We start from the raw sequence: 18,718 nt of genomic DNA, 5'->3' as shown, positions 1-18,718 counted from the left end.
GATGAACGGCAATGACCCTTTTGCGGGTGCGCGGATTCGATGTTCACAAGGGGTATCTGGACCCGGGCAAACAGGCGGCGCTGATCGAAAGCCTGCGGCCGGTGCTGAAGGCGGCGCCCTTGTTCTCGCCAAAGGTGCCGGGCGGCGGGCAGATGTCGGTGCGGATGACCTCAGCCGGGCGGTTCGGGTGGTATTCGGATGCCAGGGGCTACCGTTACGCCGAGGCGCACCCTTCGGGCCGCGCCTGGCCTGAGATCCCGGGCGAGGTGCTGCAGATCTGGGATGCGCTGACCGGCCTGGAGCGGCAGCCGGAATGCTGCCTGCTCAATTACTACGGCGAGGGTGCCCGGATGGGGCTGCACCAGGACAAGGACGAGGCGGATTTTTCCTATCCTGTTGTGTCGGTGTCCCTGGGCGATGACGGGCTGTTCCGGATCGGCAACCGGACCCGCGGCGGCAAGACGGAATCGGTCTGGCTGAGCTCGGGCGATGTGGTGGTGATGGGCGGCGAGGCGCGGCTCACCTATCACGGGGTGGACCGGATCCGATTCAAGTCCTCGCGTCTGCTGCCCAAGGGCGGGCGGATCAATCTGACGCTGCGGGTGGTAACGTGATGCCGGCGGGGCAAAAGTCTTGAGGAAAACGTTTGCCAAGACTTTTGCTGAAAAGTCTTGGGGCTGGCCGCCTAGGGCGCCAGCGAGCAGCAGCCGGTCAGAAGGTCCATCTTGCCTGCGCCGCGCAGGTGCAGCAGGTCGATTGCGATGCCGTAGGTCCGGTCCGACATGCCGTCTGAACATTGCCCTGAGGTGAGGGTGCCGAAGATGCCGGCCGGCTCTGGCCCGGACAGCCCGCTGCCTGTCTGGCCGGCGGCATAGAAGCCGGACTTGCCGCTGCGGCCCGCCGCGGGCTCCCGTGCCTGCAGGGTAAAGGCGGTGCCGGGCCTGTCCGGGGTGGAGAGGGTTGGCGTCTCGTCCAGAGTGAGGGACCAGAATGGTTCGGTTCCGAAACAGTCCAAAGGCTGATCCTGCCGCCTGTGCCAATCCGAACTGGCTTCCAGGTCAAGAAACCGCAGCGCGGCCCAGCCGGAGCGCTCGCCGATGTTGACCAGCCCCCATTTGCCGCTGTCATCTGCCAGCACCACCTCGACCCCGGTCTGGTCAGGCGCCAGGCTGCCAATGATTTCTGCACCTGCCGACGGGGCGCTGCGGACATTCAGCACGTCGTCAGCTGCCACGCCGGCAACGGAATAAAGTGCCGGAAACTCCTGCGCCGCTGCCGGCAGGGCCGCGCAGGCCAGCCAGAGGAGGGCAGCAGCGAAGCGTTTCCTCACCGCCGCGCGCTCCAGCTGAGGGAGACCTGGCGGCGGGTGTAGAATTCGCCCATCAGGCCGACGACGATCAGCACCAGCGCGATCCATGCGGCATACTGCCAGGAGCTGAAATGCGGGTTGTAGTTGATGAACACGTACCCCCGCGACTGATCAATGCAGTGAAACAGCGGGTTCCAGTCGAACATGGCGAGCATGAAGCTGGGCAGCGTGTTGGCCAGGAACATCTTGCCCGAAGCGATCATGTTGGCGCGCTGGTAGATCATCGTCAGGATGCCGACAAAGCTGGGCGCCCAGGGTTTCAGCACCAGGAACACCAACCCCACACCGGCGCCTGTTATCCACGCCAGCAGAACCATGCCGAAGGCGGGAACCGGCTCCTCGATATGCAGGGGGGTGAAGGCGACATGGTAGACAAACAGAATGGTGAACAGCGACAGCACCTGAATGTACAGCGCGCCGATTGCCGCCGACAGAATGGCGACCATCGTGTTCATCGGCGCGTGCTGCATCATCGGGCTGCTGGGCCCTTCGGCGCCGGAAACCGCGCTGACGGTCTTGGTGTGCACCATGAAGAGGAAGACGCCGGACATCACGTAGAGCAGGAAGTCGCCGCGGATGGCGGAGCCGCGCATGCCCAGCACCGCAAACATCACATAGAAGGCCAGGACGAACAGAACCGTCTGCAGCAGGTTCAGGCCAAGCGCGATAAAGGCGTTGTTGTGCTTGGAGCGGACACTGCGCACGACGGAATGGAACACCACCTCGGACAAGGTGAAGAATCCGGACATCCGCGAAGGCTGGGTGCGCTGCTGAAACATGAACCTGCGTTCTCTGCTCGAATGTGATGCGGCTGCTTGCCGTTCTGCTGTCCGGGCATCATAAGGGGCAAGAGGCAAATTTTCAATTAAACCCGTGTTGGGGAGATGCGTGTGACCTATGACGACCTGGTGCCCGTGATCCGCCGCCTGGCCATTGAGGCCGGTGCGAAGATCATGGAAATCTACAACTCCGACGATTTCGACGTGAAGGTGAAATCCGACGACAGCCCGGTAACCGAAGCGGATGAGGCGGCGGATGCGCTGATCTCGGCAGGGCTGCGGGCGGCGTTTCCGGACATGATGCTGGTCACCGAGGAGCAAGCTGCGTCGCACAAGGAGCGCGGCGACACCTTCCTGATCGTCGATCCGCTGGACGGCACCAAGGAATTCATCCACCGCCGCGGCGATTTCACCGTCAATATCGCGCTGGTGGAGAAGGGCGTGCCGACCCGCGGCGTGGTTTATGCGCCTGCGCGGCAGCGGATGTTCTTTACCCTGGCCGATGGCAGCGCGGTCGAGGAGACCGGCGCCTTTGATCCGGAGACCATCGGCGAAACCCGCGCGATCCGGGTTGCGGACAGCGACAATTCCGCGCTGATGGTGGTGGCGTCGAAGTCGCACCGCGATCAGGCCACCGATGACTACATCGGCAAGTACAATGTGAAGGACAGCAAGAGCGCCGGCTCCTCGCTGAAGTTCTGCCTGGTGGCCACCGGCGAGGCGGACATCTACCCGCGCGTCGGCCGCACCATGGAGTGGGACACTGCCGCAGGCCATGCGGTGCTGGCGGGTGCGGGCGGCAAGGTGGTGCGTTTTGACGATCACACCCCGCTCGCCTACGGTAAAGAGGGCTATGCGAACCCGTTCTTTATTGCCTATGCCCCGGCCGTGGAACTGAAGGAAGCCTGATGTCCGTTCTGATCGTCATCCCCGCCCGCTATGCCTCCACCCGCTATCCCGGCAAGCCGCTGGTGCCGTTGACAGGGGCTACTGGCGAGAAACGCTCGCTGGTCGAACGCTCCTGGCGGGCGGCCTGTTCGGTGCAGGGTGTGGACCGGGTGGTTGTGGCGACGGATGACGACCGGATCAGGGAGGCGGCGGAGGCGTTCGGCGCCGAAGTGGTGATGACCTCGGAGTCTTGCGCCAATGGCACCGAGCGCTGCGCCGAGGCGCATGCCGCGCTGGGCGGCGGCTATGAGATCGTGGTGAACCTTCAGGGCGACGCGCCGCTGACCCCGCATTGGTTTGTCGAGGATCTGGTCGCAGGGCTGCGGGCGGCTCCCGGCATGGGGCTGGCAACACCGGTGCTGTGCTGCAACGGCGAGACGCTGAACAGCCTGCTGGCGGACCGCAAGGCCGGCCGGGTCGGCGGCACCACCGCGGTATTTGCCGCGGACCACAGTGCGCTCTACTTCTCCAAGGAGGTGGTGCCTTATTGCGGACAGGTATACGGGGATGGCGAAAACACGCCGGTCTTTCATCATGTCGGAGTCTATGCCTACCGTCCGGATGCCTTGGCAGCGTATTCTGGCTGGGATACAGGGCCGCTGGAACGGCTCGAAGGGCTGGAGCAGCTGCGGTTTCTGGAAAACGGGCGCAAGGTGCTGTGTGTTGAGGTTGACGCGCGCGGGCGCGAATTCTGGGAGCTGAACAACCCGGAAGATGTGCCGCGCCTGGAGGCCATGATGAAGAAAATGGGGCACGAGTGACTGGAGTATGGTAATGAAGTCAGACATGCGCACGCGTAAGTTGCGTATTGGTGCTGCCGGGCGGCAGCAGACAGCCGCAGCAGCTTTTGCTGGAGACCGCCGGGCGTGAGATGCGCCTGCGCCCCGCGGCAAAAACGGGCATCAACCGCCGCCCCGGGAATTTGAGTGCAGAGAGAACGACATGCGTAAAAAAGTAACCAAAGCGATTTTTCCGGTTGCAGGCTTGGGAACCCGGTTCCTGCCGGCAACCAAATCGGTTCCCAAGGAAATCATGACCCTGGTCGACCGGCCGCTGGTGCAATATGCCATCGACGAGGCGCGCGCTGCCGGGATCAAGGAGTTCATCTTTGTAACCTCCCGCGGCAAAGGCGCGCTGGAGGATTACTTTGACCACTCGCCGGTTCTGGAGCAGGAGCTGCGCAAGAAGGGCAAGGACGATCTGCTGGAGATCCTGAAGAGCACGGATATGGAATCCGGCGCGATTGCCTATATCCGCCAGCACAAGGCGCTGGGCCTGGGCCATGCGGTCTGGTGCGCCCGCCGCCTGATTGCCAATGAGCCCTTTGCCGTGATTCTTCCGGATGACGTGATCGCGGCGGAAACGCCCTGCCTGAAGCAGATGGTCGAGGCCTATGAGGAAACCGGCGGCAACATGGTTGCGGCGATGGAAGTCCCGCGGGAGAAGACTTCGTCTTACGGCGTGCTTGATGTGAAAGAGGACATGGGCCAGGTGGTTGCTGCCAACGGCATGGTGGAGAAGCCCAAGATGGAGGACGCGCCGTCGAACCTGGCGGTGATCGGCCGCTATATCCTGGCGCCCTCGGTTCTGAAGAACCTCAACAAGATGAAGCAGGGTGCAGGCGGCGAGATCCAGCTGACCGATGCAATTGCCGAGGATATTGCCCAGGACGTGCCGGTTTACGGATACCGTTTCAACGGCCAGCGGTTCGATTGCGGATCCAAGGCCGGCTTCCTGCAGGCGACCGTGGCCTTTGCGCTGGCGCGGGATGAGCTGCGGGACGACCTGATGAGCTACATCACCGAGATCGCGCAGGTCGGCAAGGCCGCGCAATAACCACTGTGGCCGCCCGTTGCAGGGCGGCCCAGCATGGGGCAGAGACAGTGACCAATATCCTCGTGACCGGCGGTGCCGGATATATCGGCTCGCACGCTTGCAAGGCGCTGAAGGCGGCGGGCTATACGCCCGTGACCTATGACAACCTGGTGACCGGCTGGCAGGATGCGGTCAAATTCGGCCCGTTCGAGAAAGGCGACCTGAACGACCGGGCGCGGCTGGATGAGTTGTTTGCCAGATACCAGCCGGCCGCGGTGATGCATTTTGCGGCGCTCAGCCAGGTTGGTGACGCGATGAACGAGCCAGGGCTTTACTGGGCCAACAACACCGGCGGGTCGCTGAACCTGGTCGAGGCCGCGGTGGCCGCGGGCTGCCTGGACTTCGTGTTCTCCTCGACCTGTGCCACCTACGGCGAGCACGACAACGTGGTGCTGGATGAAAACACGCCGCAGCTGCCGCTGAATGCCTATGGCGCCTCTAAGCGCGCGGTGGAGGACATCCTCAAGGATTTCGGTGCCGCGCACGGGCTGCGGTCGGTGATCTTCCGCTATTTTAACGTGGCGGGCGCTGATCCTGAGGCGGAGGTGGGCGAATTCCACCGCCCCGAGACCCATCTGGTGCCGCTGGTGCTGGATGCGATTGCCGGAAAGCGCGACGCACTGACCATCTTCGGCACCGATTACGACACGCCGGACGGCACCTGCATCCGCGACTATGTGCATGTCTGCGACCTGGTGGATGCCCATGTTCTGGGCCTGAAATGGCTGGAGGACGGCAAAGGAAGCCGGGTGTTCAACCTGGGCACCGGCAGCGGCTTCTCTGTGTGCGAGGTGATGAACAAGGCTGAGGCTGTCACCGGGAAGGCCGTGCCTTGCAATATCGGCCCGCGCCGCGCGGGCGATTGCACCAAGCTGGTGTCGGGGTCTACCCGCGCTGTCACTGAGCTGGGCTGGGAGCCGCGCCGGTCCACGCTGGAATCCATGATCGCCGACGCCTGGAAATGGCACAAGACTGGCCGCTACGAGGCCTGACAATGGCAAGACCTGCCGCCCCTGACCTGCCTCCTCTGGGCCTGACCGGGGCCTACAGGATGCGGTGGAAGCGGCGGCGGATGCTGTGGCGTGCGCTGCGCGCCCGCCGACAGATGCAGAAAGTGGCCGACCGCACCCGGAATATCCCGGAGGATCCCCTTCTCTGTTTTGCAACCATGCGCAACGAGATGACGCGGCTGCCGTTCTACCTGGAGCACTACCGCAGCGCTGGCGTGTCGCAGTTCCTGATTGTCGACAATGGCAGCACCGACGGCAGCACCGAATACCTGGCGCAGCAACCGGATGTGTCACTGTGGCAGACCCGGGCAAGTTACCGGGAGTCGCGGTTCGGGGTCGATTGGCTGACCTGGCTGCAGATCCGCCACGGCCATGGGCGCTGGTGCCTGACGGCGGATGCCGATGAAATCCTGACTTACCCGTATGCGGACAGCCGCAGCCTGCGGGATCTGACAGCCTGGCTGGACCGGCATGGAGTCGCCGCCTTTGGCGCGATGATGCTCGACATGTACCCGAAGGGGTGGCTAGGCAGCCATTCCTGCACGCCTGGCGGCGATCCGTTCGAGACCCTGAACTGGTTCGACGCGGAAGGGTACACCTGGGAGTACCTGGAGCGCTACGGTCAGATTTCGATCCGGGGTGGGCCGCGCAAGAGACTGTTTTTCTTGGACAACCCGGATTTTGCCCCCCATTTGCACAAGATCCCTTTGGTGCGCTGGAACCGGCGGTTTGCCTATGTGAGCTCTACCCATACCCTGCTGCCCCGGCATCTGAACTCGGTGTTTGATGCCCGGCTGAACTTGCCCTCCGGTGTGCTGCTGCACAGCAAGTTCCTAGATGAAATCATCCGCAAGTCGGCCGAGGAAAAACAGCGCCGCCAGCATTTCACTCATGCCGAACGCTATGATGCCTATTACGACGGGATCATGGCTGGCCCGGATCTTTGGTATCCGGGGTCAGTGCGATACGAAGATTGGCGTCAGCTGGAGCAGTTGGGCCTGATGACCCGGGGCAGCTGGCAGTAGCCTTAGGGCCGGGTGTTGCAGCCGCGCCGTTCGCCCTCGTAACTGTTTCTAAATCCATTGTTAATACACTGCGTGCGTGACATATTGCGCGGAAACTTGCCGCCGGCCGGGGGATTAAGGCAGGCAGGCGCGCTCCTTGGAAAATGGTTTGGAGTAGACGTGGGGCTTTGGGATTCTTACCGGATGCGGTTGCGGCGCAAACGGCGTCTTGTCCGCGCCGTGCGCAAATCCGGTGAGCTGACACCCGTGCAGGACCATACCGGGGCAATCCGGCCGGATGACATCCTGCTGGTCTGCACCATGCGCAATGAGCAGATCCGGCTGCCCTATTTCCTGCAGTACTACCGCAGCATGGGCATCAATCATTTCCTGTTCGTGGACAATGGCTCAACCGATGGCACCGCCGCCTACCTGAGCGGAATGGAGGATGTCTCGCTGTGGCACACCGCTGCCAGCTACAAGCGCGCCGGGTACGGCATCGACTGGATGAACTACCTGAAGCGCAAATACGCGCACGGGCACTGGGTGCTGGTGGTCGATCCGGATGAATTTTTCATCTACCCGTTCTGCGACACCCGGCCGATCCGGGCGCTGACCGACTGGCTGGACAATTCGGCAATCCGCAGCTTCTCGGCGATGCTTCTGGACGTCTATCCCAAGGGCCGGGTCGGCGAGGTGCCTTACCAGGCCGGGCAGAACCCGCTGGAAATCGCCCATTGGTTCGACAGCGGCAATTACACCATCAGCCGCAATCCGGAATACGGCAACCTGTGGATCCAGGGCGGGCCGCGGGCGCGGGTGTTCTTTGCCGACCAGCCCCGGAAAGCGCCGGCGCTGAACAAGATCCCGCTGGTCAAATGGCACCGGCGCTACGCCTATGCCAGCTCCACCCATGCGCTGCTGCCGCGCGGGCTGAACCAAGTCTATGAAACCAATGGCGGCGAAAAGGCGAGCGGCGCGCTGCTGCACACCAAGTTCCTGGACACCTTCACGGCCAAGGCCGAGGAGGAGCTGCAGCGCGGCCAGCATTACGGCGGCTCGGTCGAGTACAGGGCCTATGCCGGCAAGCTGGCGGAGCAGCCGGAGCTGTGGTGCAAGTGGAGCGAGAAATACATTAACTGGCGCCAGCTGGAGATCCTGGGGCTGATGTCCAAAGGGAACTGGGCATGAGCACGGTCGGGGTAGTCATGCTGGTGCACACGGCGCTGGAGCGGGCGGCGCAGGTGGTGCGCCACTGGACCGCCAGCGGCTGCCCTGTGGTGCTGCATGTGGACCGCAAGGTCCGGCGCGACGCCTTTGACCGCTTCCGCCAGTCGCTGGACGGCAACCCGCTGGTGCGGTTTTCCGCCCGCCACCGCTGCGAATGGGGCACCTGGGGCATCGTTGCCGCCTCGCAATCGGCGGCGGAAGTGATGCTGGCGGAGTTTCCGGATGTGCGCCACGTCTACCTGGCCTCGGGCTCCTGCCTGCCGCTCAGGCCGGTGCAGGAACTGGCGGATTACCTGGCCGCGCGGCCGGACACCGATTTCATCGAAAGCGCAACCACCGCGGATGTGCCCTGGATTGTCGGCGGCCTCAGCCATGAACGGTTCACTTTGCGGTTCCCGTTCTCGTGGAAAAAGCGCCGCTACCTGTTCGACCGCTATGTGGACCTGCAGCGCAAGCTGCGGATCAAGCGGCGGATCCCGCCCGGGCTGGTGCCGCACATGGGCAGCCAGTGGTGGTGCCTGACCCGCAAGACCCTGTCGGCGATTCTGGAGGACCCGGAGCGCCCGGTCTATGACGCCTATTTCCGCAAGGTCTGGATCCCGGACGAAAGCTACTTCCAGACCCTGGCGCGGCAGTATTCCAGCAACATCGAAAGCCGATCGCTGACGCTCAGCAAGTTCGACTTCCAGGGCAAGCCGCATATCTTCTACGACGACCACCTGCAGCTGCTGCGCCGGTCTGATTGCTTTGTCGCGCGCAAGATCTGGCCGCATGCGGAGCGGCTCTATCAGGCGTTCCTGACCGATCCCGCCGGGGCGATGAAACGGACCGAGCCGAACCCCGGCAAGATCGACCGGATCTTTGCCAAGGCGGTTGAGCGGCGCACCCGCGGCCGGGCGGGCCTTTACATGCAAAGCCGCTTTCCCGGCCACGGCTCGGAGAACGGTGTCACCTCCAACCCTTATTCGGTGTTCCAGGGCTTTACCGAGCTGTTCGAGGATTTCGAGACTTGGCTGGGCAGGACAACAGGGGCCAGGGTGCATGGCCATCTCTTTGCGCCGGAGGGCGCGGCGTTCTCTGAAGGGCAGAGCCTGATCAACGGCTGTCTCAACGCCAGTGCCGGCATGCGCGACTACAATCCGGAAAGTTTCCTGACCAGCCTGATCTGGAACACCCGCGGCGAGCGGCAGTGCTTTCAGTACGGGCCGCGCGCCAACCAGGCGGTGAACTGGCTGATGGCGCGGGATTCCAACGCGCAGATCTCAGTCATCAGCGGCGCCTGGGCAATCCCGCTGTTCAAATCCAGCGGCAGCTTTGCCGAGCTGCGCCAGGAGGCGGCCAGGCTGCAGCAGCGGGAGGCCGAGCAGCTGCAGATCCTGCGCTCGCAATGGACCAAGGCGCGGGTGCGGATCTGGACCATGGCGGAGTTTGTCGAGGCGCCGATGGAGCCCTTGCAGACCATTATCGACGAAATCGGCCCGCTGGCCGTGCGGCACCTGAGCGAAGCGCCCAGGATGACCGATCTTGAAGGCTTCGGGCAGTTCCTGCAGAATCTGAAGAACCAGGGCATGCATCCCTATCTGATGGGGGATTTCCCGGTGGAGCATAGCCCTGCCAGCCCTGCCAAGCCGCAGCGCAAACCCTATCTGGTGCGATAAACCCTGATGCCTACTGCTTCCTTTGACTACTTTGTTGTCTTCGCTGAAATGCGGACCGGCTCCAATTTTCTGGAGACCAACCTGAATGCCTTTGACGGGCTCGCCTGCCATGGAGAGGCCTTCAACCCGCATTTCATCGGCTATCCGAACAGCACGGAAATCCTGGGCGTGACCCAGGCGATGCGGGAAGCGGACCCGGCGCGGCTGATCGAGGCGGTCAAGGCAGATCCCGGCAAGCTGGGGGGCTTCCGCTATTTCCATGACCATGACCCGCGGGTGCTGGACCTGATGCTGGAGGATCCGCGCTGCGCCAAGATCATCCTGACCCGCAACCCGCTGGACAGCTATGTGTCCTGGAAGATCGCCCGGCAAACCGGCCAGTGGAAGCTGACCAATGTGAAGCGCCGCAAGGAGGCCAAGGCGCAGTTCGACGCGGCGGAATTCGCTGTCCATGTAGGGGCGCTGCAGGATTTCCAGGTCACCCTGCTGAACCGGCTGCAGGCGCTGGGGCAGACGGCGTTCTACGTGGCCTACGAGGATCTGCAAAGTCTTGAGGTGATGAACGGGCTGGCCCGCTGGCTGGGGGGCTCGCAGCAGCTGGAGGCGCTGGACGAAAGCCTCAAGCGGCAGAACCCGGCGCCGGTGCTGGCCAAGGTGGCCAATCCTGATGAGATGCAGGCGGCGCTGGCCGGCATGGACCGGTTCAACCTGACCCGGACCCCGAATTTTGAGCCGCGCCGCGGCCCGGCAGTGCCGGGATATGTGGCCGGGGTGGCGACGCCGCTGCTGTACCTGCCGCTGAAGGGCGGGCCGGAGGCCGGGGTGGTGCAGTGGATGGCCGCGCTGGACCATGTGGCGCCTGAGGGGCTGATACAGGGCATGAACCAGAAGCAGCTGCGCCAGTGGAAGCGCGGCAACAAGGGCTTTCGCAGCTTTACCGTGCTGCGCCACCCGGCGGTGCGGGCGCATGCAGTGTTCTGCCGCCGGATCCTGAATGCGGGTGAAGGCAGTTACCGGCAGATCCGCAATACGCTGCGGCGGCAGTTCAAGCTGCCCATTCCCGAAGAAGGCCCTGGCGCCGGTTATTCGCGCGCCCAGCACCGCGAAGCCTTTGCAGGGTTTCTGGAGTTCGTGCAGGCCAGCCTGGCGGGGCAGACCTCTGTCCGGCTGGATGCGGAATGGGCGACCCAGAGCCAGGCGCTGGCCGGGTTTGCCGAACTTGGCTCTCCGGACCTGCTGATCCGTGAAAATGAAATGGGCGAGGATCTGCCCGCGCTGGCCCGCAAGCTGGGGCGGATGGAGCCGGGGGCGGTGCCGGAAGCGGGCCCTGACGAGCCAATTGCGCTGGCGGACATCTATGATGCGGACCTTGAGGCGCTGATCGCCTCGGTTTACCAGCGCGATTACCTGGCCTTCGGCTTTGGCGCCTGGCGGCAGGAGTAATCCTGCTGGCCCGCAGCGGCGCGGCGCGTTTCAATAAGAGCCGCTATGCGCAAGTTTGCAGGCCGTGCGCCGTGGGCCTGGCCTGACGGCAGCAGCTTTCTCGTCCGCGAGGCGAAGAAAGGCGGGAGCGGCGGCAACAGCCGGGAGTGATCGGCTTGGGTGTCAGGCGGCCTGGACGGACTGGCCTTCGGTCAGGATGGTATAAAGCGTAGCCGGATCGTGGTTGGCGCGCAGCTTGGTGCAGAAGCTCTGTTCGCGAAGGGTGCGCGACACCAGTGCCAGTGCCTTCAGGTGTTCAACCCCGGCGTCCTCGGGCGCGAACAGGGCAAAGGCGATGTCCACCGGCTGGCGGTCCACTGCACCGAAATCCAGCGGTTTTTCCAGGATCAGGAAAGTGCCGCAGACCTCGCTGATGGTATCGAGCCGGGCATGCGGCAGGGCGACGCCATGGCCGACCCCGGTGGGGCCGAGGCTTTCGCGGTCCAGCAAAGCCTCGACAGTGCCTTGGGCGTCCAGCCCGTAAGCGACCTGAGCGACATCCGCGATTTCCTGGAACAAGCGCTTCTTGCTGGAGACCGCTCCGATAACCCGGACGGCCTCTGGCTTGAGGATGCTGGAAATCTGCATGTTGTCTGCTCCGTTCCGGCGCCCCTGCGGGGCGCCGATGCCTTGGGTGTGTTTACGGATCGATCCAGCCGATGTTGCCGTCTTCACGGCGGTAGACCACGTTCAACCCGTCTTTGCCTTCATTGCGGAAGACCAGAACCGGGGCGCCTGCCAGCTCCATCTGCATCACCGCTTCCCCGACGGACAGGGAGGGGATGCGGGTCTCCATTTCGGCGACGATGATGGGCTGCAGGGAGTCCGGTTCGGAATCCGCTTCCTCAGAGGCGAGGATATACGAATTGGCGCCCAGATGTTCAACCGGTTCGCTGCGGTCCTTGTGGTGATCCTTCAGCCGGCGCTTGTAGCGGCGCAGCTGCTTTTCCATTTTCTCGCAGCAGGCGTCGAAGGCGGCGTAGATTTCGGTTTCGTGGGCTTTTGCCTGCGCGCTCAGCCCGGTCGACAGATGGACGGTGGCTTCACACACATACTCATGCGCCGAACGGGAAAAGACCACAGTCGCGTCGGTTGGCCGTTCGGCGTATTTTTGAACGGCCGAACCCAGCTCGTTCTGCACATGAACCTGCAGAGCTTCGCCGATGTCGATCTGTTTGCCGCTGATTTTGTAACGCATGTGATCTCCTTCACAAATTATTGCGGCCGGGCCCGCTGCCAAGGCAATCCTTGGCAGTGTCACGTCAGGTCCGGATCCGGGGGGCAGGCCAGCCGTCCGGTTGCATCCGTCCGGGCCTTGTCGCCAAGGCTGTTATTCGGACTGCATCGGACTGCGCGTATGCCATGGGCCAATTCGACGGCAAGATAGCGGGAGAGTCAATGGATAACGCGAAAAAAGAGGCCGGGTTTGCAGCGGGTTTTCGCGCCCGGAAAGCGGTGGCAAAAGGGGTCAGGAAATGCGGAAATTGTCACCCAGGTAGACCCTGCGGACGTTCTCGTTCTCCACCACTTCCTCGGGGCTGCCGGACATCAGCACCTGGCCGTCATGCAGGATATAGGCACGGTCGACGATCTCCAGCGTTTCGCGCACATTGTGGTCGGTGATCAGCACCCCGATGCCGCGTTTCTTGAGGTCGGCCACCAGGTGGCGGATGTCGCCGACCGAGATCGGGTCGACGCCGGCAAAGGGTTCGTCGAGCAGCAGGTACTTGGGGTCTGCGGCCAGGCAGCGGGCGATTTCCACCCGGCGCCGTTCACCGCCCGACAGGGCAAGCGCCGGCGCGCGGCGCAGGTGTTCGATGGAGAAATCGGACAGCAGTTCCTCCAGCCGCTCGCGGCGCTTGTGCTCGTGCTTTTGCGAGATATCCAGCACCGCGGAGATGTTGTCCTCAACCGACAGGCCGCGGAAGATCGACATCTCCTGCGGCAGGTAGCCGATGCCCATACGCGCCCGGCGGTACATCGGCAGGCCGGTGACGTTCTGGCCGTCGATGCTGACGGTGCCGGCCTCGGGAAAGACCAGACCCGCGATGGCATAGAAACTGGTGGTCTTGCCGGAGCCGTTGGGGCCCAGCAGCGCCACCACCTCGCCGCGGTTCAGGGACATCGAAACATCCCGGATCACCACCTTCTTGCGGTAGGACTTCCGCAGCCGCTCGATGCGCAGCCCGGAGGAGCCTTCGGTGACGGTGAGTTTGGGTTTCGCCATCAGTTGCTACCGCCGTTCGGGTTGAGGATGGTCTTGACCCGGCCGTCCATCTTGGCGGTGCCGGACGTCAGGTTCACCTCCAGCCGGTTCGAGGCCAGGGTGCCGGTTTCCTGGGTCAGCAGAACGTCGCCGGTCATCACGATCGTGCCCTTGTCGATGGTGTATTCGGCGTAACGGGATTCAGCGGCGTCGGGGCCGCTGACAAGCACCACGTTGCCGGTGGCCTCCAGCCGTTCGATGCCGGCCTTGCCGCCGCCTTCGCTGGCGGTCTTGTAGATGACCAGCACGTTGTCGGCGGACAGCCGCATGATGCCCTGCACAATCAGGACGTTGCCGGTGAATTCTGCGGAGCCGTCGGCCTGATTGACGGCCAGATTGTCGGCGGTCACTTCAACCGGCAAGGTGGGGTCGGCTTCGACAGTGCCGAAGGCCACAGAAGCGGTTTGCGCCGCTGCGAGGCCGGGAAATACGGCGAGAGGCAGACAAAGAATAAATGCACGCAAATAAGACACAGGCTATCTTTCCGGTTTCTGGGGGTCATATAGCAGTTTTACCCCGTTTTTGAACACCATATGGACCGGGCCGCCCTGGGTTTTTGTCCTGATCTGCATGTTGCCTGCGGTCAGGTCGCCAATAGCGCCGGTGGCCCGGACCGGACCGGGGCTGACGGCCTCCAGCCCGCTGAGCGCGGTGTCCAGTGCCTCGGTTTCGACCACCAGGCCATCGGCCGACGTGATGACCACATTGCCGGTGAAACGGGCGAGGTCCTGGTCCGGCTGAATGGCGCCGGTTTCGGAAACCAGGGTGATCCGGCCGCCATCGGCCAGCTTGAATTCCGCGGAAAGGTCGCTGGCAACCGGGGCGGAGCCGGTCCGGCCGGGACGGGCCAGCGCGGCGGTGACCATGATCTCGTCGCCCCGCATGGTGGTGCCTGAGAAGAACGGAGCGGTGACCTGCTGGCCTTTCATCCGGTCCTCGATCTCCTTCTGGGCAAAGGGGATCACGGCATCCGTGTTCACCCCGCGCGAGATCATGAACAGGGTCGACAGCAGGACCAGGGCTGCCAGCGGCAGCAGCACCTTGAGGTAGGCGACGGCTCTGGAATGGCTGTCCATGCTCTGCTTCCCGGCCTCCGTGTCAGCCCAAGCCCGCGCGCAGGCAGTCATGGATGTGCAACAGGCCCTCGGCCTTGCGGCCGTTTTCCGGGTCGACGACGAACAGGCAGGTGATCTTGCGCTGGTTCATCACCGCAACGGCCTCTTGCGCCATGGCGCCGGGGGCGATGGTGGCGGGGGCCGTGGTCATCACCTCAGCCGCGGTCTTGCCCAGCAGCCCGTCCATGTGGCGGCGCAGGTCGCCGTCGGTGATGATGCCCGCCAGCGAGCCATCGGCGGCGGCGACACCAGCAACACCGAAGCCTTTCTGGCTGATTTCGATCAGGGCGTCGGCCATCGGGGTGGTCTCGGAGACCAGCGGCAGCGCATCATCCGCGTGCATCAGGTCGCGCACCTTGCTGAGCTGCGCGCCGAGCTTGCCGCCCGGGTGGAAGTCGCGGAAGTTTTCCGGGCGGAAATCGCGGTGCTTCATCAGCGCAATCGCCAATGCGTCGCCCATCGCCAGCGTCAGCGTGGTGGAGATCGAGGGCACCATGCCAAAGCCGCAGGCCTCGCCCATCGATGGGATCTGCAGGTGCACGTCAGCCTGTTTCATCAGGGTGCTGTCCATCTTGCTGGACAGGCCGATCAGCGGAATCGCGAAGCGGCGGGTGAAGGCCAGCAGGTTGGCCAGCTCAGGCGCCTCGCCGGAGTTGGAGATCGCCAGCACCACGTCGCCGTCTGACAGCATGCCGAGGTCGCCATGACTGGCTTCGGCCGGGTGCACGAAATAGGCCGGCGTGCCGGTGGAAGCCAGGGTCGCTGCGATCTTGTGGCCGATATGGCCGGACTTGCCGATGCCGCTGACGATGATGCGGCCCTTGGCCTGCAGGATCAGCTGCACTGCTTCGGCAAAGCGCTCGTCCAGCCCTTCGGCAAGGGCGTCCAGCGCCTTGGCCTCATCGGCGATCACCTGACGCGCGGTGACAAGGAATTTTTCGGTATCGGTCATGAGTGGGCAAAGATGTCAGTTTCGGGCCAGCCAGCCAGGTCCAGCTTGGCGCGCGTTGGGAGGAAATCGAAACAGGCATGGGCCATTTCGGTGCGGCCTTCACGGGCCAGGCGCTTGTCCAGGGCGTCGCGCAGCTTGTGCAGGTGCAACACGTCCGAAGCCGCGTAGTCGAGCTGCGCCTCGGTCAGTTCTTCGGCGCCCCAGTCGCTCATTTGCTGCTGCTTGGAGATGTCGATGCCCAGAAGCTCCTGGGTCAGGTTCTTGAGGCCGTGGCGGTCGGTATAGGTGCGCACCAGGCGGCTGGCGATCTTGGTGCAATAGACCGGCGCCGCGAGGGCACCGAAAGCGTGGTGCATCGCGGCAATGTCGAAGCGGCCGAAGTGAAACAGTTTCAGCACATTGGCATCTTCCAGCATGCGGCACAGGTTGGGGGCAGCGGTCTGGCCCTTTTCCACCTGCACGATATGGGCGTTGCCGTCGCCGCCGGACATCTGGATCACGCAGAGCCGGTCGCGGTGCGGGTTCAGCCCCATGGTCTCGCAGTCGATGGCAACAACGGGACCGAGGTCCAGCCCATCGGGCAGGTCGTTCTTGTACAGGTAATTGGCCACTGGAATTCCCTTTTGATGTTCACCGCGCCGGGCTGTGCTGCAGACGAAATAGGCACTTTGCTCCGCAAACTCAACTGCGCCATAAAAAGGGAAATGCTGCTAAGAAATGCTGAAGAGCGCCGCCCTGCGAACAAGTCCTTTGCAGGGCGGTGCTTTTGGCACTGGTCAGAAGATGAAGTCGTCTGCGGAAAGGCTGCTCAGCTGCACATCTTCGAGAAGGACCGAGCTGTTTGCGCCGGTTGAAATCCGGACGCCGTCAGCGGTCTCAACGGCGTCTGCCAGAACGTCGCCGAAGCCGTCGAACCCGGACAGCCGGGAGAAATTGATGCGGTCCGCGCTTTGGCCGGCGGTGAAATCCAGGATCCGGTCGTGGCCATGGCTGCCGCCAAACACAAAGACATCGTTTCCGGCGCCGCCGGTCAGGATGTCATCGCCTGCTCCGCCGTTCAGCAGGTCGCGGCCGCTGCCGCCGTCCAGCCGGTCGCGTCCGGCGCCGCCGTACAGCCGGTCATTCGCGTTGCCGCCGTTCAGCCGGTCGATCTGGCCGCCGCCGAACAGCCTGTCATTGCCGCCGCCGCCCACCAGCCGGTCGCGGCCTGCGCCGCCGCTCAGATGATCGTTGCCGGTGTTTCCAAACAGTTGGTCATTGCCATCGCCGCCGTCCAGCCGGTCGCTGCCGCCCATCGCCCGGACAGTATCATCACCCGCCTGAGTACGGATGTCATTGGCGGCGCTATTGCCGGTCACAGTGTCATTCCCGGCGCCGGTGATGAGGTTCTCAACGACGGTGCCGCGCGCAATCCCGATATTGCCAATCAATCCGCCCGCATCCGAAAAATGCCCCTGGCGCAAGTCGACGCGGCTGGCTGTGTCGATGCTGCTGAGGTCCAGCGTGTCTGTGCCGCTCTGATCGTAGATGGTGAAGGCAACGGGCTCGCCTTCGTAATTGGACCGGTTGCCGAACAGGTCGCCAAGAACGCCACGCAGGCTGGAACTGGGTCCCCAAACTGTGTCGCCCGCTGTTGCACTGCCGCTGCCGGGTGCGCCGTAAAGTTCCTGTATTGCAAGGATGTCTGCCATCATCGGTGTCAGCAGGCTGGCGTAGCTGGCGTCCACGCTGGTGTTTTCTGTCTGGCTGAAATAGGACATGATTGACAGCTGCCAGCTGTCGTTGCTGAATTCCTCGCTGGACCCGTAAGTCGCGGTGCCGTTGTAGTCGCCCTGGTGTCCCAGTCCCAGCGCATGGCCAACCTCGTGAATGTAGGTCTGGAGGGAGTAGCTGTCGATGCTGGTGCCAAATTCGGTCAGCCAGGGAAGCGAGACGTTCACTATAGATGAGGTGATCACGCCGTTCGTCACCTCAGAAGTCGAGTATGCGGTAGCGTAGGATCCGTCGTCGGTGAATGTGATGTCCGCGCTTCCGGTGATTTCGGAAAACTCGATGCCGGCAACCATCTCCCAGGCCTCCAAGGCCCAGCGTGCGAGTTGCCGGCCCTCAGCGGTCAGCCCGGTCAGGTTTACGGTAATTACATTGCTTTCCGACGTGTCGAAGCTTCTACGGCTTCGGTTGCTGTCCTCCCAGTAACCGTCTGTCAGATAGCCTGCCAGGTCATTCAGAGACCCATGCGGAGCCGGTTCATCCAGACCAGTAGAGATCGTGTAGCTGCCAGAGTAATTGTCTGAATATGAGCCCGCGCCAATGTAGTAAGTGCCGGTGGCGGTCGCAGTAAAGGTAATAGCGGAATCATAACCTGGCCCGCTGTCATCATCGCTGCGGATCAGGCTGCCCTGGCCATTGTAAAGCCGCAGGTAGGGGTCGCTCAACGTGCCGCCGCCGCTGGCCGCACCGCTCAGTTCAATTTCGTAGGTTTCACCTTCTGTCAGTGTGATGGCAACCCAGTCCCGGTCGCCGCCGCTGGAAAGCGTGCCATGGAACGTGTCGCCGGGGGACATGCGGTATGAGGTCCAGGTTCCATGGCCTGCGTCCGAGATTTCGACAACCCTGGCAGAGCTAACATTGTCCTGACCTTCGGACGCGGCACGTTCAATGCAATCTAAACACATGAAAAATCTTCCTGTTGGCCTTCGTCGCGTGTTGAAAACCGTAAAACTATTGAATCAACTCTTGGTGGCGGTAATTCCCCACCTGCAATCAGTGCGCTTAAATCATTTTTAACGAGTTGCTGAAAGCCCGGTTGCTAAGGCTTCGTCGGGAGTGCGGCAAAAACGTTGCGTGAACCGATTGCAAACAGAGCAGGAATCAAAGGAAAACAGATGCTTGCGCTTGTTGGCTCGCAAACAGAAACAGTATGTTGCTGAAGGGGAATGGTGCCCAGGAGAGGACTCGAACCTCCACGTCCATACGGACACTAGCACCTGAAGCTAGCGCGTCTACCAATTCCGCCACCTGGGCAGGTGT

At 63.1% G+C, this 18,718-nt stretch carries 19 protein-coding genes and 1 tRNA gene; 9 read left to right on the top strand and 11 right to left on the bottom strand.

Annotation, left to right across the window (positions count from 1 at the left end; genetic code table 11):
- Positions 1-11 precede the first annotated feature (11 nt).
- Positions 12-614 carry an alpha-ketoglutarate-dependent dioxygenase AlkB family protein gene (locus LHL23_RS19220; protein WP_226431131.1) on the top strand — a complete coding sequence of 201 codons (603 nt, stop codon included), beginning with the start codon at positions 12-14 and terminating at the stop codon, positions 612-614.
- A 71-nt stretch (positions 615-685) separates the two neighbouring features.
- Here LHL23_RS19220 and LHL23_RS19215 read toward each other — a convergent pair whose 3' ends face one another.
- Both LHL23_RS19215 and LHL23_RS19210 read right to left on the bottom strand, forming a co-directional pair.
- Positions 686-1,330, bottom strand: a complete 645-nt coding sequence (locus tag LHL23_RS19215; RefSeq protein ID WP_226431130.1) for an SH3 domain-containing protein — start codon at positions 1,328-1,330, stop codon at positions 686-688.
- The gene (locus LHL23_RS19210; RefSeq protein WP_222476645.1) at positions 1,327-2,148 is read right to left on the bottom strand and encodes an ABC transporter permease; all 822 of its coding nucleotides are present in this window, start codon (positions 2,146-2,148) and stop codon (positions 1,327-1,329) included. Before LHL23_RS19210 ends, LHL23_RS19215 begins: the two co-directional genes overlap by 4 nt.
- A gap of 111 nt (positions 2,149-2,259) precedes the next feature.
- Here LHL23_RS19210 and cysQ point away from each other — a divergent pair, with 111 nt between their 5' ends.
- From cysQ to LHL23_RS19170, 8 genes are all read left to right on the top strand, one after another.
- Positions 2,260-3,057 carry a 3'(2'),5'-bisphosphate nucleotidase CysQ gene (gene cysQ / locus LHL23_RS19205; protein WP_222476643.1) on the top strand — a complete coding sequence of 266 codons (798 nt, stop codon included), beginning with the start codon at positions 2,260-2,262 and terminating at the stop codon, positions 3,055-3,057.
- Positions 3,057-3,857, top strand: a complete 801-nt coding sequence (locus LHL23_RS19200; RefSeq protein ID WP_226431129.1) for a 3-deoxy-manno-octulosonate cytidylyltransferase — start codon at positions 3,057-3,059, stop codon at positions 3,855-3,857. The genes cysQ and LHL23_RS19200 overlap by 1 nt, the downstream gene beginning before the upstream one ends.
- A gap of 181 nt (positions 3,858-4,038) precedes the next feature.
- Positions 4,039-4,932, top strand: coding sequence for a UTP--glucose-1-phosphate uridylyltransferase GalU (gene galU / locus LHL23_RS19195; protein ID WP_222476640.1), 894 nt, complete (start codon positions 4,039-4,041; stop codon positions 4,930-4,932).
- Positions 4,933-4,979: 47 nt separating this feature from the next.
- Entirely contained in the window at positions 4,980-5,963 is a 984-nt protein-coding gene (gene galE, locus LHL23_RS19190; protein ID WP_226431128.1) for a UDP-glucose 4-epimerase GalE, read from the top strand.
- A gap of 2 nt (positions 5,964-5,965) precedes the next feature.
- Complete coding sequence (locus LHL23_RS19185) at positions 5,966-7,006, top strand: glycosyltransferase family 2 protein (RefSeq protein WP_226431127.1); 1,041 nt, start codon at positions 5,966-5,968, stop codon at positions 7,004-7,006.
- A gap of 183 nt (positions 7,007-7,189) precedes the next feature.
- Positions 7,190-8,176, top strand: a complete 987-nt coding sequence (locus LHL23_RS19180; RefSeq protein ID WP_222476633.1) for a glycosyltransferase family 2 protein — start codon at positions 7,190-7,192, stop codon at positions 8,174-8,176.
- Complete coding sequence (locus tag LHL23_RS19175) at positions 8,173-9,873, top strand: beta-1,6-N-acetylglucosaminyltransferase (RefSeq protein WP_226431126.1); 1,701 nt, start codon at positions 8,173-8,175, stop codon at positions 9,871-9,873. Before LHL23_RS19180 ends, LHL23_RS19175 begins: the two co-directional genes overlap by 4 nt.
- A 6-nt stretch (positions 9,874-9,879) precedes the next feature.
- On the top strand, positions 9,880-11,316 hold the full coding sequence (locus LHL23_RS19170; RefSeq protein WP_226431125.1) for a sulfotransferase family 2 domain-containing protein: 1,437 nt from the start codon (positions 9,880-9,882) through the stop codon (positions 11,314-11,316).
- A gap of 162 nt (positions 11,317-11,478) precedes the next feature.
- Here LHL23_RS19170 and LHL23_RS19165 read toward each other — a convergent pair whose 3' ends face one another.
- The 9 genes from LHL23_RS19165 to LHL23_RS19125 form a co-directional block, all read right to left on the bottom strand.
- Complete coding sequence (locus LHL23_RS19165; RefSeq protein WP_222476628.1) at positions 11,479-11,943, bottom strand: PTS sugar transporter subunit IIA; 465 nt, start codon at positions 11,941-11,943, stop codon at positions 11,479-11,481.
- Between the two features lie 52 nt (positions 11,944-11,995).
- Positions 11,996-12,553 (bottom strand): ribosome hibernation-promoting factor, HPF/YfiA family, encoded by a 558-nt coding sequence (gene hpf / locus LHL23_RS19160; RefSeq protein ID WP_222476627.1) that lies wholly within the window; start codon positions 12,551-12,553, stop codon positions 11,996-11,998.
- 270 nt (positions 12,554-12,823) lie between these two features.
- Entirely contained in the window at positions 12,824-13,582 is a 759-nt protein-coding gene (gene lptB, locus LHL23_RS19155; RefSeq protein ID WP_222476625.1) for an LPS export ABC transporter ATP-binding protein, read from the bottom strand.
- Positions 13,582-14,094: an LptA/OstA family protein gene (locus LHL23_RS19150; protein WP_226431124.1), complete on the bottom strand. Its 513-nt coding sequence runs from the start codon at positions 14,092-14,094 to the stop codon at positions 13,582-13,584. The genes lptB and LHL23_RS19150 overlap by 1 nt, the downstream gene beginning before the upstream one ends.
- A 3-nt stretch (positions 14,095-14,097) precedes the next feature.
- Complete coding sequence (lptC, locus tag LHL23_RS19145) at positions 14,098-14,697, bottom strand: LPS export ABC transporter periplasmic protein LptC (RefSeq protein ID WP_222476623.1); 600 nt, start codon at positions 14,695-14,697, stop codon at positions 14,098-14,100.
- 22 nt (positions 14,698-14,719) lie between these two features.
- Positions 14,720-15,688: a KpsF/GutQ family sugar-phosphate isomerase gene (locus tag LHL23_RS19140; RefSeq protein WP_222476621.1), complete on the bottom strand. Its 969-nt coding sequence runs from the start codon at positions 15,686-15,688 to the stop codon at positions 14,720-14,722.
- Entirely contained in the window at positions 15,685-16,299 is a 615-nt protein-coding gene (locus LHL23_RS19135) for a ribonuclease D (RefSeq protein WP_226431123.1), read from the bottom strand. The genes LHL23_RS19140 and LHL23_RS19135 overlap by 4 nt, the downstream gene beginning before the upstream one ends.
- A gap of 165 nt (positions 16,300-16,464) precedes the next feature.
- On the bottom strand, positions 16,465-18,363 hold the full coding sequence (locus LHL23_RS19130) for a M10 family metallopeptidase C-terminal domain-containing protein (protein WP_226431122.1): 1,899 nt from the start codon (positions 18,361-18,363) through the stop codon (positions 16,465-16,467).
- A 262-nt stretch (positions 18,364-18,625) separates the two neighbouring features.
- Positions 18,626-18,712: transfer RNA gene (locus LHL23_RS19125), tRNA-Leu, on the bottom strand.
- Positions 18,713-18,718 lie beyond the last annotated feature (6 nt).

The sequence above is a fragment of the Leisingera sp. McT4-56 genome, assembly GCF_020514995.1.
Classification (GTDB): domain Bacteria; phylum Pseudomonadota; class Alphaproteobacteria; order Rhodobacterales; family Rhodobacteraceae; genus Leisingera; species Leisingera aquaemixtae_A.
Note: the sequence above shows the minus strand (reverse complement) of the source record. Positions and strands in the feature narration are given on the sequence as shown.

Excerpts from the sequence above, each read along its gene's own strand:
- LHL23_RS19220 (WP_226431131.1), top strand. The coding sequence starts at position 12 with ATGACCCTTTTGCGGGTGCGCGGATTCGATGTTCACAAGGGGTATCTG.
- LHL23_RS19210 (WP_222476645.1), bottom strand. The coding sequence starts at position 2,148 with ATGTTTCAGCAGCGCACCCAGCCTTCGCGGATGTCCGGATTCTTCACC.
- LHL23_RS19200 (WP_226431129.1), top strand. The coding sequence starts at position 3,057 with ATGTCCGTTCTGATCGTCATCCCCGCCCGCTATGCCTCCACCCGCTAT.
- galU (WP_222476640.1), top strand. The coding sequence starts at position 4,039 with ATGCGTAAAAAAGTAACCAAAGCGATTTTTCCGGTTGCAGGCTTGGGA.
- LHL23_RS19185 (WP_226431127.1), top strand. The coding sequence starts at position 5,966 with ATGGCAAGACCTGCCGCCCCTGACCTGCCTCCTCTGGGCCTGACCGGG.
- LHL23_RS19180 (WP_222476633.1), top strand. The coding sequence starts at position 7,190 with ATGCGGTTGCGGCGCAAACGGCGTCTTGTCCGCGCCGTGCGCAAATCC.
- LHL23_RS19175 (WP_226431126.1), top strand. The coding sequence starts at position 8,173 with ATGAGCACGGTCGGGGTAGTCATGCTGGTGCACACGGCGCTGGAGCGG.
- LHL23_RS19170 (WP_226431125.1), top strand. The coding sequence starts at position 9,880 with ATGCCTACTGCTTCCTTTGACTACTTTGTTGTCTTCGCTGAAATGCGG.
- LHL23_RS19165 (WP_222476628.1), bottom strand. The coding sequence starts at position 11,943 with ATGCAGATTTCCAGCATCCTCAAGCCAGAGGCCGTCCGGGTTATCGGA.
- hpf (WP_222476627.1), bottom strand. The coding sequence starts at position 12,553 with ATGCGTTACAAAATCAGCGGCAAACAGATCGACATCGGCGAAGCTCTG.
- lptB (WP_222476625.1), bottom strand. The coding sequence starts at position 13,582 with ATGGCGAAACCCAAACTCACCGTCACCGAAGGCTCCTCCGGGCTGCGC.
- lptC (WP_222476623.1), bottom strand. The coding sequence starts at position 14,697 with ATGGACAGCCATTCCAGAGCCGTCGCCTACCTCAAGGTGCTGCTGCCG.
- LHL23_RS19140 (WP_222476621.1), bottom strand. The coding sequence starts at position 15,688 with ATGACCGATACCGAAAAATTCCTTGTCACCGCGCGTCAGGTGATCGCC.
- LHL23_RS19130 (WP_226431122.1), bottom strand. The coding sequence starts at position 18,363 with ATGTGTTTAGATTGCATTGAACGTGCCGCGTCCGAAGGTCAGGACAAT.